At 71.9% G+C, this 13,992-nt stretch carries 17 protein-coding genes; 8 read left to right on the plus strand and 9 right to left on the minus strand.

Annotated features, from left to right (window positions below; all coding sequences use genetic code 11):
- The first annotated feature begins 151 nt into the window (after positions 1-151).
- Entirely contained in the window at positions 152-1,351 is a 1,200-nt protein-coding gene (gene serB, locus AB0O36_RS20600) for a phosphoserine phosphatase SerB (protein WP_365112280.1), read from the plus strand.
- A 58-nt stretch (positions 1,352-1,409) separates the two neighbouring features.
- Here serB and AB0O36_RS20605 read toward each other — a convergent pair whose 3' ends face one another.
- The 4 genes from AB0O36_RS20605 to AB0O36_RS20620 all read right to left on the minus strand — a co-directional run bounded on the left by AB0O36_RS20605 (position 1,410) and on the right by AB0O36_RS20620 (position 3,931).
- Positions 1,410-1,931 (minus strand): histidine phosphatase family protein, encoded by a 522-nt coding sequence (locus AB0O36_RS20605; RefSeq protein WP_365112283.1) that lies wholly within the window; start codon positions 1,929-1,931, stop codon positions 1,410-1,412.
- A gap of 185 nt (positions 1,932-2,116) precedes the next feature.
- Positions 2,117-2,320, minus strand: a complete 204-nt coding sequence (locus tag AB0O36_RS20610) for a hypothetical protein (protein WP_365112286.1) — start codon at positions 2,318-2,320, stop codon at positions 2,117-2,119.
- 163 nt (positions 2,321-2,483) lie between these two features.
- The gene (locus tag AB0O36_RS20615; protein ID WP_365112289.1) at positions 2,484-2,600 is read right to left on the minus strand and encodes an SGM_5486 family transporter-associated protein; all 117 of its coding nucleotides are present in this window, start codon (positions 2,598-2,600) and stop codon (positions 2,484-2,486) included.
- Positions 2,601-2,605: 5 nt separating this feature from the next.
- Positions 2,606-3,931: an MFS transporter gene (locus AB0O36_RS20620; protein WP_365112291.1), complete on the minus strand. Its 1,326-nt coding sequence runs from the start codon at positions 3,929-3,931 to the stop codon at positions 2,606-2,608.
- A 31-nt stretch (positions 3,932-3,962) separates the two neighbouring features.
- Here AB0O36_RS20620 and AB0O36_RS20625 point away from each other — a divergent pair, with 31 nt between their 5' ends.
- Together AB0O36_RS20625 and AB0O36_RS20630 are read left to right on the plus strand one after the other, a co-directional pair.
- Positions 3,963-4,100 (plus strand): hypothetical protein, encoded by a 138-nt coding sequence (locus AB0O36_RS20625; protein ID WP_365112294.1) that lies wholly within the window; start codon positions 3,963-3,965, stop codon positions 4,098-4,100.
- Positions 4,091-4,804: a FadR/GntR family transcriptional regulator gene (locus AB0O36_RS20630; RefSeq protein ID WP_365112297.1), complete on the plus strand. Its 714-nt coding sequence runs from the start codon at positions 4,091-4,093 to the stop codon at positions 4,802-4,804. Before AB0O36_RS20625 ends, AB0O36_RS20630 begins: the two co-directional genes overlap by 10 nt.
- Here AB0O36_RS20630 and AB0O36_RS20635 read toward each other — a convergent pair.
- The 3 genes from AB0O36_RS20635 to fabG all read right to left on the minus strand — a co-directional run bounded on the left by AB0O36_RS20635 (position 4,785) and on the right by fabG (position 7,059).
- The gene (locus AB0O36_RS20635; RefSeq protein WP_365112300.1) at positions 4,785-5,249 is read right to left on the minus strand and encodes a hypothetical protein; all 465 of its coding nucleotides are present in this window, start codon (positions 5,247-5,249) and stop codon (positions 4,785-4,787) included. The two genes, AB0O36_RS20630 and AB0O36_RS20635, sit on opposite strands and share 20 nt — an antisense overlap.
- A 314-nt stretch (positions 5,250-5,563) precedes the next feature.
- Complete coding sequence (gene fabI / locus AB0O36_RS20640; protein ID WP_365112303.1) at positions 5,564-6,334, minus strand: enoyl-ACP reductase FabI; 771 nt, start codon at positions 6,332-6,334, stop codon at positions 5,564-5,566.
- Between the two features lie 5 nt (positions 6,335-6,339).
- A complete protein-coding gene (gene fabG, locus AB0O36_RS20645) occupies positions 6,340-7,059 on the minus strand; it encodes a 3-oxoacyl-[acyl-carrier-protein] reductase (RefSeq protein ID WP_365112306.1) in 720 nt (239 codons plus the stop codon).
- Positions 7,060-7,243: 184 nt separating this feature from the next.
- Between fabG and AB0O36_RS20650 the strand changes: the two genes are divergently transcribed.
- From AB0O36_RS20650 to tyrS, 3 genes are all read left to right on the plus strand, one after another.
- Entirely contained in the window at positions 7,244-8,767 is a 1,524-nt protein-coding gene (locus AB0O36_RS20650; RefSeq protein ID WP_365112309.1) for a TldD/PmbA family protein, read from the plus strand.
- Positions 8,767-10,179 (plus strand): metallopeptidase TldD-related protein, encoded by a 1,413-nt coding sequence (locus AB0O36_RS20655; protein ID WP_365112312.1) that lies wholly within the window; start codon positions 8,767-8,769, stop codon positions 10,177-10,179. Before AB0O36_RS20650 ends, AB0O36_RS20655 begins: the two co-directional genes overlap by 1 nt.
- 67 nt (positions 10,180-10,246) lie before the next feature.
- Positions 10,247-11,515 carry a tyrosine--tRNA ligase gene (tyrS, locus tag AB0O36_RS20660; protein WP_365112315.1) on the plus strand — a complete coding sequence of 423 codons (1,269 nt, stop codon included), beginning with the start codon at positions 10,247-10,249 and terminating at the stop codon, positions 11,513-11,515.
- Positions 11,516-11,722: 207 nt separating this feature from the next.
- Here tyrS and AB0O36_RS20665 read toward each other — a convergent pair whose 3' ends face one another.
- Complete coding sequence (locus AB0O36_RS20665) at positions 11,723-11,995, minus strand: GlsB/YeaQ/YmgE family stress response membrane protein (protein ID WP_365112318.1); 273 nt, start codon at positions 11,993-11,995, stop codon at positions 11,723-11,725.
- Between the two features lie 179 nt (positions 11,996-12,174).
- Between AB0O36_RS20665 and AB0O36_RS20670 the strand changes: the two genes are divergently transcribed.
- Positions 12,175-12,453, plus strand: coding sequence for a DUF3099 domain-containing protein (locus AB0O36_RS20670; RefSeq protein ID WP_365112644.1), 279 nt, complete (start codon positions 12,175-12,177; stop codon positions 12,451-12,453).
- 166 nt (positions 12,454-12,619) lie between these two features.
- A complete protein-coding gene (locus tag AB0O36_RS20675) occupies positions 12,620-12,853 on the plus strand; it encodes a hypothetical protein (protein ID WP_365112321.1) in 234 nt (77 codons plus the stop codon).
- A gap of 93 nt (positions 12,854-12,946) precedes the next feature.
- Here the strand turns inward: AB0O36_RS20675 and moaA are convergent, their stop codons facing one another.
- Positions 12,947-13,936 (minus strand): GTP 3',8-cyclase MoaA, encoded by a 990-nt coding sequence (gene moaA, locus AB0O36_RS20680; protein ID WP_365112324.1) that lies wholly within the window; start codon positions 13,934-13,936, stop codon positions 12,947-12,949.
- Between the last annotated feature and the right edge of the window lie 56 nt (positions 13,937-13,992).

Below are 13,992 nucleotides of genomic sequence, written 5' to 3' on the forward strand. Positions count from 1 at the left end.
ACCCCCTTCGGCTGGTGGCCGACGGGGCTGATCCCGCAGATTCCCCCGCCCGGACGGGGCCGGCTCCGGTGGGCCATGGGTGGGGGCTCGGGCGACGAGGGGTGAGACGGGGTGACCGCTCCGCGGGCGGAGGGGATACGGTGAGCGGACCATGAGCGCTTCGCAGACCTTCGACGTCCCCACCCTCCTCGTCAAGATCTTCGGCAAGGACCGTCCCGGGATCACCGCCGGGCTGTTCGACACCCTTGCCGCCTACTCGGTCGACGTGGTCGACATCGAGCAGGTGGTCACCCGTGGCCGCATCGTGCTGTGCGCCCTCGTCACCAAGCCGTCCGCCGGCTCGGAGGGCGAGCTGCGGGCCACCGTGCACAGCTGGGCGGAGTCCCTGAAGCTGCAGGCCGAGATCATCTCGGGCACCGGTGACAACCGGCCGCGCGGCAGTGGGCGCTCCCTGGTGACCGTGCTGGGCCACCCCCTCACCGCCGAGTCGACGGCCGCCATCGCCGCCCGGATCACCTCGACCGGCGGCAACATCGACCGTATCTTCCGGCTCGCGAAGTACCCGGTGACCGCGGTCGAGTTCGCCGTCTCGGGTGCCGAGACCGAGCCGCTGCGGACCGCTCTGGCCACCGAGGCCGCCCAGATCGGGGTGGACGTGGCCGTGGTGTCGGCCGGTCTGCACCGCCGGGCGCAGCGGCTGGTGGTGATGGACGTGGACTCGACGCTGATCCAGGACGAGGTCATCGAGCTGTTCGCGGCCCACGCCGGATGCGAGGAGCAGGTGGCCGAGGTGACGGCCCGCGCGATGCGCGGCGAGCTGGACTTCGAGCAGTCGCTGCACGCCCGGGTGGCCCTGCTGGAGGGTCTGGACGCTTCGGTCGTGGACAAGGTGCGGTCCGAGGTCCGGCTGACGCCCGGTGCCCGGACCCTGGTGCGGACGCTGAAGCGGCTGGGTTACCAGGTGGGCGTGGTGTCCGGCGGGTTCACGCAGGTGACGGACGACCTGCAGGAGCGGCTCGGGCTGGACTTCGCCTCGGCGAACACGCTGGAAATCGTGGACGGGAAGCTGACCGGCCGGGTCACCGGCGAGATCGTCGACCGGGCCGGGAAGGCCCGGCTGCTGCGCCGGTTCGCCTCGGAGGCGGGTGTGCCGCTGGCGCAGACGGTGGCGATCGGCGACGGGGCCAACGATCTGGACATGCTGAACGCCGCGGGACTGGGTGTGGCCTTCAACGCGAAGCCCGTGGTGCGGGAGGCGGCGCACACCGCCGTGAACGTGCCCTTCCTCGACGCCGTGCTGTACCTGCTGGGGATCACCCGGGAGGAAGTGGAAGCAGCCGATCTGGCCTGACGATCCGGCCTGATCACCGACGTGCGCCCGCCGGAGCTCCGGCGGGCGCCTTTTCGTGTCAGTGGTCCTGGGGGGTCCAGAAGTCGGCCAGCGTGGCGACGCCGTGCTCCACGGACTTCCACGAGCCGGTGAAGGTGAGGACGGCCAGGGAGGCGGGCGGGAAGCCGCGGAGGGTCAGCCGCTGCAGGGCGTCGCCCTCGGCGCGGCCGGCCAGGATGTCGGCGAGGGCGTGCATCCCGGGGTTGTGGCCGATCACCAGGAGGTCGGAGATCTCGTCGGGGGTCTCGTTCAGCAGGGCGATGAGCTCGCCGGGCGAAGCCTCGTAGAGCCGCTCCTCGTAGGCGGTCTTCGGGCGGTGGGGCAGCTTCTGGGCGGCGAGCTTCCAGGTCTCCCGGGTCCGGGTGGCGGTCGAGCAGAGGGCCAGGCCGAAGTCGATGCCCAGCTCGGCCAGCTTCAGTCCGACGGCCGCGGCCTCCTGGCGGCCGCGGTCGGCCAGCGGCCGGTCGTGGTCGGCGACCTGCGGCCAGTCGGCCTTGGCATGCCGGAGGAGGACGATCCTGCGGGGTGTGTCGGCGCTCATGGAACCCAGCTTCGCACGAAACCGACCATGGGGCGCAGGGTGTTGAAGGAGCTCACCCGCCAGGGGCGGATGCGCTGCGGAGCGCCCCTGCGGGGGTGTCCCGGGGCGGGCTGACCGCGGTCCGCGCGGGGGCGGACGCGGTCAGCCGAGGAGGCGAGCACGGTCAGCCGAGGAGGCGGACGCGGTCAGCCGAGGAGGCGGAGGATCTCCTGGGCGAGCAGCCCGAGCACCGAGGCGTCGGTGGTCCCGGGGGTGGTGCCGGCCTCGGCCGGGCCGCCGAGGAGCAGCAGGACCAGGAGGGAGAAGGCCAGGGCGGGCAGGGCCATGCCCCACCAGGTGAGCCGGGCCTGCGTGCCGTTGCCGCGGGCCGGCCGGGTCCGTGCCGCCATCGCCGCCTCCTGGGTGTCCCCCGCCGTGGGCGCGCCTGGTCGCGCGCCCTCACCTGTGAATCTACGGATCCACGGCGGTGGTTCCCATCGGGGTCACACCCGAGTTCACCCTGAGCCTGGCCCCCTAGGGGATGGTGGGGTCAGCCCCACCATCCCGGGGCGGTCAGGGAGCGGCGATCGTCGCGATGATCGCGATGAGCACGGTGACGCCGAGCATCGCGCCCAGGAGGAGGCCGAGCTTCTTGTGGCTGTTCTGGGGGTTCGGTTCGAGAACGGGCATGCCCGTCAGTCTCGCATGCCGCATTCGTCCTCGATCGTGCGGTCCCGGCCGGCCAGCACGCCCAGCGCGATCTGCGGCACCAGCAGGCCGGCCATCACCGCCAGCGGCAGGTCCCAGCCGCCGCTGTGCTGGTAGAGGGTGCCGATGAGCACCGGTCCGGGGATGGAGATCAGGTAGCCGGCGGACTGGGCGAAGGCGGACAGCCTGACCACACCCGCCGGGGACTTGGCCCTTAGTCCGATCAGCGTGATGACCAGCGGGAAGGCGCAGTTGGAGACGCCGATCAGGAGGGCCCAGGCCCACGCTCCGGCGACGGGGGCGAGGTACAGGCCGAGGTAGCCGGCGAGACCGAACACGCCGAGGGTGACGGCGATGGGGCCCTGGTTCTTCAGCCGGCCGGCCACGCCGGGGATGACGAAGGCGAGCGGGACGCCCATCACCATGACGACGGCGAGCAGCACGCCGGCGGTGCCGGCCGAGACCCCGGCGTCGCGGAAGATCTGCGGGAGCCAGCCCATGGTGATGTACGCGCCGGTGGCCTGGAGACCGAAGTAGCCGGTCAGGGCCCAGGCGGTACGGCTGCGCACGACCCGCGGGCCGGCCGCCTGTGGGGTGGCTCCGCCGGCCGGCGGGACGTCGCCGGTTCCGGCCGCCCGGGCGCGGCGGTCGGCGCGGACCACGGGCAGCCAGGGCAGGACGGCCAGCAGCGCGAGCCCGGCCCAGACCATCAGGCCGGTGCGCCAGTCGCCGCCGAGCAGGTCCTCGGTCATGGGGACGGTGGTGGCCGCGGCGAGGGAGGTGCCGGCGGCCAGGGCCATGGAGTAGAGGCCGGTCATGGTGCCGAGCCGGTGCGGGAACCAGCGCTTGACGATCACCGGGAGCAGCACGTTGGTGAGCGCGATGCCGGCCAGGGTGAGCGCGCTGAAGGCGAGGAAGCCCGCTGCGTCGTCCATGAAGGGGCGGATCAGCAGGCCGGTGGCGACCATGACCATGCCGGCGCATACGACGGCGGCCGCGCCGAAGCGGCGGGAGAGCCGGGGCGCGGTGATGCCGAAGACGGCGAAGCACACGGCCGGGACCGAGGTGATGAGCCCGGCGACGGTGCCGCCCATGTGGAGGCCGGCCCGGGTCTCCTCGAAGAGGGCTCCGAGGCTGGTGACGGCGGGCCGCAGGTTGAGGGCGGCGAGCACGATGCCGATGACGAGGACCGGGCCGAGCCAGGCGGGCTGCGCCGGGCCGTCCATGGGTGCGGTGGAGGTGGTGGGGGCGGCTGTGGGGGGTGCGGCGGCCGTGGCGGGCCGGTCGAGGGTCCGTGTCTCTTCGTCGTGCATGGGAACCATCATAGAATCATGGGATGATTGGTTGTCCAGCCTCGTCGTGCGCTCGGACACCGACGACGAAGACGTGACGAAGACGCCGACGGCGAAGACGTCGAAGAAGACGACGATGATGAAGACGACCAAGACGAAGACGACCAAGGGGAACCACTCATGCCGTTGACCTCGCCCCGGCGCTCCGCGCTGGTCGACCAGGTGATCGCCCAGCTGCGGAACCAGATCACCTCGGGCGAGTGGCCGGTCGGGAGCCGTATCCCCACCGAGCCGGAACTGGTGGAGCTGCTGGGGGTGGCCCGGAACACGGTCCGCGAGGCGGTGCGGGCGCTGGCGCACAACGGCCTGCTCGACATCCGGCAGGGCTCGGGCACCTATGTGCTCGCCACCAGCGAGCTGGCCGGGGTGATGCACCGCAGGTTCGCGGGGGCGGACCCCCGGCACATCGCGGAGCTGCGGTCGACCCTGGAGTCCTCGGCGGCCCGGCTGGCGGCGGAGCGGCGCACCGAGCGGGACCTCGTACAGCTCGACGCGCTGCTGGCCCGCCGCGAGGAGGCGTGGGGGTCCGGTGACGCGGAGCGGTTCATCGCGGCGGACCACGCCCTGCACATGGCGGTGGTCGCCGCCTCCGGCAACGAGGTGCTGATCGAGCTGTACGCGGACCTGGGTGACCTGATCCGGGACTGGCTCCGCGGGGACGTCGGTACGGAGCTCACCCCGCAGTCGCACCTGGACCACGGACGGCTGGTCGAGGCGATCCGGCGCGGGGACGCGGACACTGCGGCTTCGGAGGCGGCCGGATACCCCTTCGTCTGTCTCGGCAGGAGTGACGCGGCACCGCGGGCGGCGGCGCTCAGCCCCGCTGGTGGCTGACCCAGGCCGAGCGGACCTCTTTCCAGCACCGGCCGGTCAGCTCCAGGCGGGCGGCCGGCTCGACGGCCACCGGGGCGCCGTCCCCGTCCAGGTCCCACCAGCGGTCGCACTCGACGTGCAGCCGGACCAGGTCGGTCTCCGGGTAGGGGTTGTGGCAGTACGCGGTGACGGTGGAGCCGGTGATGGCGGTGCGGCAGTCGGCGCCGAACAGCTCGTCCGCCGAGGGGCGGGCGGGCTGGGCGGGGGGCTCCACGGGCAGTTCGGCCACGTTCACGGTGGCCGCGTCGGCCCGCAGCGACTCCTCCATGGCACCCGGGGCCGAGCCGCCGGCGCCGCGCACGGGATCGGCGGCGGGGGGTTGCGCGAGTGCTCCCGGGATCAGGAGACCGGTCAGGACGACCGAGGTGATCAGCAGGGCTACCGTCCGTCTCCGCCTCGCACGCACTCCCTCGCCTCCTCCCCGCAGCGCGCCGGGGAGATCCCGACCCGGTCAGTTTGCAGGCATTCACCCCTTTTATCGACTTGGCGGAGGCGGGTCGCCCGTAACCGCGGGGGCGGGCCGGGATCCGGCCGGACGCCGCGGCAACGCGAAGGGCCGCACCTCCCGGAGGAGGTGCGGCCCTTCACCGCTGTGCGCGGGGCTGACCCGTACGGGCGACAGCGCCGCGGGACCGGCAGGTCGGACGACCGGCAGGTCGGGCAATCGCGCGATCAGGCGATCAGGCGATCAGGCGATCAGGCGATCAGGCGATCAGGCGATCAGGCGCCCATCATGTGCACGCCACCGTCGACGTGCACGATCTCGCCGGTGGTCTTCGGGAACCAGTCCGACAGCAGGGCGACGACGCCGCGGCCGGCCGGCTCCGGGTCGGCCATGTCCCAGTCCAGCGGGGAGCGGTGGTTCCACACGTCGGCCAGCTCGGAGAAGCCCGGGATGGACTTGGCGGCCATGGAACCGATCGGGCCCGCGGAGACCAGGTTGCAGCGGACGTTCTCCTTGCCCAGGTCACGGGCGAGGTAGCGGCTGGTGGCCTCCAGCGCGGCCTTGGCCGGGCCCATCCAGTCGTACTGCGGCCAGGCGAACTGCGCGTCGAAGGTGAGGCCGACGACGGCCGCGCCCTCCGCCGGGAACAGCGGCTTGCAGGCCATGGTCAGGGACTTCAGCGAGAACGCCGACACGTGCATGGCGGTGGAGACCGACTCGAACGGCGTGTTCAGGAAGTTGCCGCCGAGCGCGTCCTGCGGGGCGAAGCCGATCGAGTGGACGACGCCGTCGAGGCCGCCGAGCTCGTCACGGACCAGCTGCTCCAGGCGGCCCAGGTGCTCGTCGTTGGTGACGTCGAGCTCGATGACCTTGGCGGGCTTGGGCAGCTTCTTGGCGATGCGCTCCGTCAGCGTGGGCCGCGGGAAAGCGGTGAGGATGACCTCGGCGCCCTGCTCCTGAGCCAGCTTCGCGGTGTGGAAGGCGATGGAGGACTCCATCAGCACACCGGTGATCAGGATGCGCTTGCCGTCGAGAATTCCGCTCATGTTGTTCAGTGACCCATGCCCAATCCGCCGTCAACGGGAATGACGGCTCCGGTGATGTACGAGGCGTCGTCGGACGCGAGGAAGCGCACCGCCGCGGCGACCTCCTCCGGCTGCGCGTAGCGGCCCAGCGGGACCTGCGACACGATGCCGGCGCGCTGCTCGTCGGTGAGCACCTTCGTCATGTCCGTGTCCACGAAGCCCGGGGCCACGACGTTGAAGGTGATGTTACGGGAGCCCAGCTCGCGCGAGAGGGAGCGGGCGAAGCCGACGAGCGCGGCCTTGGAGGCGGCGTAGTTCGCCTGGCCCGCCGAGCCGAGCAGGCCGACGACCGACGAGATCAGGACGACCCGGCCCTTCTTGGCCCGGAGCATGCCCCGGTTGGCGCGCTTGACCACCCGGAAGGTGCCGGTGAGGTTGGTGTCCAGGACGGAGGTGAAGTCCTCCTCGGACATGCGCATCAGCAGCGTGTCCTTGGTGATGCCGGCGTTGGCCACCAGCACCTCGACCGCACCGTGCTTCTCCTCGATCTCCTTGTAGGCGCTCTCCACCTGCTCGGAGTCGGTGATGTCGCAGCGGACGGCCAGCACACCCAGCTCGGTGAGCTCGGCCGGGGGCTCCCCCGAGCGGTACGTGATCGCGACCTTGTCGCCGGTGTCGACGAAGGCGCGGGCGATGGCGAGGCCGATGCCCCGGTTTCCTCCGGTGACGAGAACCGAGCGGCTCAACGGATCACCCTTTCGCTAGCGGTCTGGTTACCGAAAACCTAGCGGTCCGCTCCGCCGTTCGAGGACTCTGGCATCAACAGGGCCTCGGGACGGGCTCTGTCGAGTCCCTACAGAAAGTGGTAGGCACGACGGGTCCGGGCGCGACATGATCGGAGCGACCGTTCCCGACCTGGGAGGACTTTCCGTGCCCCATTCCATCGATGCGGCCTTCACCGCGCTGCCCCTGCGGGCGCTCGCCGACGCGGCGCTCGCCCGGGCCCGCGCGCTGGGCGCCGAGCATGCCGACTTCCGGCTGGAGCGGATCCGCAGCGCCTCCTGGCGGCTGCGTGACGCCAAGCCCTCCGGCGGCTCCGACACCACCGACCTCGGGCTCGCGGTCCGGGTCGTGCACGGCGGCAGCTGGGGCTTCGCCTCGGGCGTGGACCTCACCATGGACGGCGCGGCCCGGGTCGCCTCGCAGGCCGTGGCGATGGCCCAGCTGTCCGCCAAGGTGATCAGGGCGGCGGGTTCCCAGGAGCGCGTGGAGCTGGCGGAGGAGCCGGTGCACGCGGACCGGACGTGGATCTCCGCCTACGACGTGAACCCCTTCGAGGTGCCCGACGAGGAGAAGGCGGCCCTGCTCGCCGACTGGAGCGCGCGGCTGCTGGCGGCCGACGGGGTGGCCCACGTGGACGCCTCGCTGCTCGCCGTCCACGAGAACAAGTTCTACGCCGACACGGCGGGGACGGTGACCACCCAGCAGCGGGTGCGGATCCACCCGCAGCTGACCGCGGTCGCCGTGGACGACAAGACCGGCGAGTTCGACTCCATGCGGACCATCGCCCCGCCGGCCGGACGCGGCTGGGAGTACCTGACGGGGACCGGCTGGGACTGGAACGGCGAGCTGGAGCGGATCCCGGAGCTGCTGGCCGAGAAGATGCGCGCGCCGAGCGTGCAGGCGGGCCGGTACGACCTGGTGGTCGACCCCTCGAACCTGTGGCTGACCATCCACGAGTCCATCGGCCACGCCACCGAGCTCGACCGGGCGCTGGGCTACGAGGCGGCGTACGCGGGGACCTCCTTCGCCACCTTCGACCAGCTGGGCAAGCTGAAGTACGGCTCCCCGATCATGAACGTGACGGGCGACCGGACGGCCGAGCACGGCCTGGCCACCATCGGGTACGACGACGAGGGCGTCGAGGGCCAGAGCTGGGACCTGGTGCGGAACGGCACCCTGGTCGGCTACCAGCTGGACCGGCGGATCGCGAAGCTGACGGGCCTGGGGCGCTCCAACGGCTGCGCGTTCGCCGACTCCCCCGGCCACGTCCCGGTCCAGCGGATGGCGAACGTGTCGCTGCAGCCGGACCCGGGCGGGCTGTCCACCGAGGACCTGATCGGCGGGGTGGAGCGCGGGATCTACGTGGTCGGCGACCGCTCCTGGTCGATCGACATGCAGCGCTACAACTTCCAGTTCACCGGGCAGCGGTTCTTCCGGATCGAGAACGGCCGGCTGGCCGGCCAGCTGCGCGACGTCGCCTACCAGGCCACGACCACCGACTTCTGGGGGTCGATGGAGGCGGTCGGCGGGCCGCAGACGTACGTCCTGGGCGGCGCCTTCAACTGCGGCAAGGCCCAGCCGGGCCAGGTCGCGGCGGTCTCGCACGGCTGCCCGTCCGCGCTGTTCCGCGGCGTCAACATCTTGAACACCACGCAGGAGGCGGGACGCTGATGGCGCCGAACCACACCAAGCCGCACGAGATCGTCGAGCGGGCCCTGGAGCTGTCCACGGCCGACGGCTGCGTCGTCATCGCCGACGAGGAGTCCACCGCGAACCTGCGCTGGGCGGGCAACGCGCTCACCACCAACGGGGTGACCCGCGGCCGCACCCTGACGGTGATCGCCACCGTCGACGGCAAGGAGGGCACGGCCTCGGGGGTCGTCTCCCGCGGCGCCGTCACCGCCGCCGACCTGGAGCCGCTGGTCCGCGCCGCCGAGGCGGCCGCCCGCACGGCCGGCCCGGCCGAGGACGCGCAGCCGCTGGTCACCGGCACGCCGGCCTCCCCGGGCTTCACCGAGGCTCCGGCCGAGACCTCCTCGGCGGTGTTCGCGGAGTTCGCGCCGGCGCTCGGCGAGGCCTTCGCCCGGGCCCGCGCGGGCGGCCGCGAGCTGTACGGCTTCGCCAACCACGAGCTGGTCTCCAGCTACCTCGGCACCTCGACGGGGCTCCGGCTGCGGCACGACCAGCCCAACGGGACCCTGGAGGTCAACGCCAAGGCCCCGGCCGCGGACGGCCGGCCGCGCTCGGCCTGGGCCGGCCGGTCCACCCGGGACTTCCGGGACGTCGACCCGACCGCGCTGGACGCGGAGCTGGCCGTACGGCTGGGCTGGGCGGAGCGGCGGACCGAGCTGCCGGCCGGCCGGTACGAGACCCTGCTGCCGCCGACGGCCGTGGCGGACCTGCTGATCTACCAGATGTGGTCGGGGGCGGCCCGGGACGCGGTGGAGGGCCGGACGGTCTTCTCCAAGCCCGGCGGCGGCACCCGGCTCGGCGAGAAGCTGTCCCGGCTGCCGCTGACCCTGCGCAGCGACCCGGCCGCGCCGGGGCTGGAGTCCTCGCCCTTCGTGATCGCGCACAGCTCGGGCGACGACGCGTCCGTCTTCGACAACGGCCTGCCGGTGCCCGCCACCGACTGGATCCGGGACGGCGAGCTGAACCGGCTGACCACCACCCGGCACACCGCGGAGCTCACCGGGCTCCCGCAGGCCCCCGGCTTCGGCAACCTGATCCTCGACGCGGGCGGGACGAAGTCCCTGGAGGAGATGGTCGCGGCCACAGGCCACCAGGGGCGCGGTCTGCTGCTGACCTGCCTCTGGTACATCCGCGAGGTCGACCCGGCCACGCTGCTGCTGACCGGGCTGACCCGGGACGGCGTGTACCTGGTGGAGGACGGCGAGGTGACCGGGGAGGTGAACAACTTCCGGTTCAACGAGTCGCCGGTGGACCTGCTCTCCCGGGCCACCGAGGCCGGACGGACCGAGAAGACCCTGCCGCGCGAGTGGAGCGACTGGTTCACCAGGGCCGCGATGCCCGCTCTGCGTATCCCCGATTTCAACATGAGTTCGGTAAGCCAGGGCGTCTGACCACCTAGAATGTGCGGGAACCCTCATCCGCACCCCTACTCACTCCATCCCAAGGAGAGTCACGACCGTGACCGACATCGTCGACGAACTCAAGTGGCGCGGGCTGTTCTCGCAGTCCACCGACGAAGAGGCCCTGCGCAAGGCGTTCGCGGACGGCCCGGTCACGTTCTATTGCGGATTCGACCCGACCGCGGCCTCGCTGCACGTGGGGCACCTGGTGCAGGTGCTCACCATGCGCCGGCTCCAGCAGGCCGGCAACCGGCCGCTGGCGCTGGTCGGCGGGGCCACCGGTCAGATCGGTGACCCGCGGCCGACCGCCGAGCGCACCCTGAACGACCCGGAGACGGTCGCGAACTGGGTGAACCGGCTGCGGGCGCAGATCGAGCCGTTCCTGTCCTTCGAGGGCGAGAACGCGGCCACCATGGTGAACAACCTGGACTGGACCGCCGGCATGTCCGCGATCGAGTTCCTGCGGGACATCGGCAAGCACTTCCGCGTCAACAAGATGCTGACGAAGGACTCGGTCGCCCGCCGGCTGGAGTCCGACCAGGGCATCAGCTACACGGAGTTCAGCTACCAGCTGCTGCAGGGCATGGACTTCATGGAGCTGTACCGGCGGCACGGCTGCACCCTGCAGCAGGGCGGCTCGGACCAGTGGGGCAACCTGGTGGCCGGCCTCGACCTGATCCACAAGGTGGAGCCGGACGCCCATGTGCACGCGATGGCGACTCCGCTGATGGTCAAGGCGGACGGCACCAAGTTCGGCAAGACCGAGAGCGGGGCCGTCTGGCTCGACCCGGAGATGACCACGCCGTACGCGTTCTACCAGTTCTGGCTGAACGTGGACGACCGGGACATCTCGACGTACATGCGGATCCTCTCCTTCAAGTCCGTCGCGGAGCTGGAGGAGCTGGAGGCGCAGACCGCCGAGCGGCCGCAGATGCGGGCCGCCCAGCGGGCGCTCGCCGAGGAGCTGACCACGCTGGTGCACGGCGCCGACCAGTGCGCCGCCGTGATCAACGCCTCCCGGGCGCTGTTCGGTCAGGGCGACCTGACGGAGCTGGACGGGGCCACGCTGGCCGCGGCGCTCTCCGAGCTGCCGCACGCCAGGACCGAGGGACTGGTGCCGGTGGTCGACCTGTTCGCCGAGACCGGCCTGGTGGCCAGCAAGTCGGCCGCGCGGCGCACCGTGAAGGAGGGCGGCGCCTACGTGAACAACGTGAAGGTCACCGCCGAGGACGCGGTCCCCGCCAAGGAGGACCTGCTGCACGGGCGCTGGCTGGTGCTGCGCCGCGGCAAGAAGAACCTGGCCGCGGTGGAGGTCACCGGCATCTGACCGGGGGCGGCGAGGGCCGGAGGTGACACACTTCCGGCTCGGCCCGGCCCGGTTCGACACGACGCACGGCGAGGGGCCGGTGCGGACGATCCCGTCCGTACCGGCCCCTCCGCCGTGTCGTGCGCGGCACGTCGCGCGCCGGCCCCTCCGCCGTGTGTGCGCCGTGCCGTGCCGTGCGCGGTGCGTCCGCCGCGCGCGGTTTCCCTCCTAGGCGGTGCGCCTGCCGCGGAGGGACATGTAGACCATGTCGCCGAGCCCGACGATGAGCACGGCCCCGGCGAGCTGCAGGAGGTGACGGATCCAGTCGATGCCGGCCGTCTCGCGTACGCCGATCCAGCCGGCGACGGCATTGCCGAGGATGGCGCCGACGATGCCGAACAGGGTGGTCAGCCACAGCGGCTGATGCTGTTTCCCGGGCAGGATGGCCCGGGCTATGAGGCCCAGCACGAATCCGACGATGATCGCCCACAACCAGCTCATGTCGCCTCCTCGGGGCGGGATGTGCCCGTGTGGGCCCAGTTTCGGGCCGATCGGTGAACCACGCATTTCGGGCACCCCCGTTCGGTGGCCCCCCTCTCCCCGGCGCGACGGGCCGGGCGTACCGTGGAGGGGTGAAGAAGCGGAACGAAGCCGAGGTCTTCCGGATCACGGGTGCCCGGATGGGGCTCCAGGAGGACGTGCGGGGGCGGCAGCGCCGCTACGTGATCTCGATGGCGATCAGGACCGTCTCGGTGATACTCACCGTGGTCCTGTGGAACGTGGAGCGCCATGTGGCGGTGGTGACCCTGATCGCCGGCGCGCTGCTGCCGTACGTGGCGGTGGTCATCGCGAACGCGGGACGGGAGAACACCCCGGCACTGCCTTCGAACTTCATCCCCTCCCCCGTGCGTCCGGCCCTGGATGCGGGAAACCTCAAGAAAAGCTCAGATCAATCATGAAGTTCCGGTGCACCGCACCGGGTCCTGCGTGACATACTGCCTACGCGCTCCGCATCCCCCGTCGGAGCGACGCATCGACGCCGGGCAGCTCCCCCCGTGGCTGCCCGGCGTCGTCATGTCGTCTTCGCGGCGCCTCCCGGGGTGGAGGGTCTCTTAGGGTGGGGGCGTGAACCTCTTCGCCGACGAACCGACCACCCCGATCTGCTCCGCCAAGGGCTGCCGCGACGCGGCCGTCTGGGTCCTGGCGTGGAACAACCCGAAGCTGCACGCGCCCGAGCGCCGCAAGACCTGGCTGGCGTGCGAGGAGCACCGCGAGCACCTGTCCCAGTTCCTGGGCGTGCGCGGTTTCCTCAAGGACGTGGTGAGGTTCGACGAGTGGCAGGACCCCGAGGGGGCGTAAGGCGGCGGAAACCCGAAAGGCCGGCCCGGTGGGCCGGCCTTTCGCCGTGCGAACGTCTGCCCGGAGGGGCGCCCGGCCGGTCGGCCGCCGGCGTCAGCCGCCGATCGCCGACATGGGGCGGGCGGGCTGCAGGAAGGAGGGGTCGTCCAGGCCGGAACCGGCCTTCTTGCCCCACATCGCCTTCTTCCAGAGGTCGGCGATCTCCTCGTCCGCGGCACCGGAGCGCAGCGCGCCCCGCAGGTCGGACTCCTCCGTGGCGAACAGGCACGTACGGACCTGGCCGTCGGCGGTGAGGCGGGTGCGGTCGCAGGCGCGGCAGAACGGCCGGGTGACCGAGGCGATGACGCCGACCGTGGCCGGGCCGCCGTCGACGAGCCAGCGCTCCGCCGGGGCCGCGCCGCGGGCCTCCTGGCCCTCCTCGGTCAGCTCGAAGCGGGTGCGCAGCGACTGCAGGATGTCACCGGCGGTGATCATTCCGCTGCGCTTCCAGCCGTGCTGGGCGTCCAGCGGCATCTGCTCGATGAAGCGGAGCTCGTACTCGTGCTCGACGGCCCAGGCGAGCAGGTCGGGTGCCTCGTCGTCGTTGAGGCCGGGCATCAGGACGGCGTTGACCTTGACCGGGGTGAGACCCGCGTCCCGGGCCGCGGCCATGCCCTCGATGACGTCCTTGTGCCGGTCCCGGCGGGTGAGGGTCTTGAAGACCTCGGGGCGCAGGGTGTCGAGGGAGACGTTGACCCGGTCCAGACCGGCCGCCTTGAGGGCGGCGGCGGTGCGCTTGAGGCCGATGCCGTTGGTGGTGAGGGACATCCGGGGGCGCGGCTCCAGGGCGGCGCAGCGCTCGACGATGCCGACGAGGCCGGGGCGGAGCAGGGGCTCGCCGCCGGTGAAGCGGACCTCGGTCACCCCGAGTGAGGTCACCGCGATCTCTATGAGGCGGACGATCTCGTCGTCGGTGAGCAGGTCGGACTTGCCGAGCCACTGCAGGCCCTCTTCGGGCATGCAGTACGTGCACCTCAGGTTGCACCGGTCGGTGAGCGAGACGCGCAGGTCGGTGGCAACGCGGCCGTAGGTGTCGAGAAGCACTGTGGGCCTCCTCCCCTGTCCGGTTCTGTGAGGTGCGTTCCGGGGTTGTCCGGTGA

Source organism: Streptomyces sp. NPDC089799, assembly GCF_040684755.1.
In the GTDB taxonomy this organism is placed as follows: domain Bacteria; phylum Actinomycetota; class Actinomycetes; order Streptomycetales; family Streptomycetaceae; genus Streptomyces.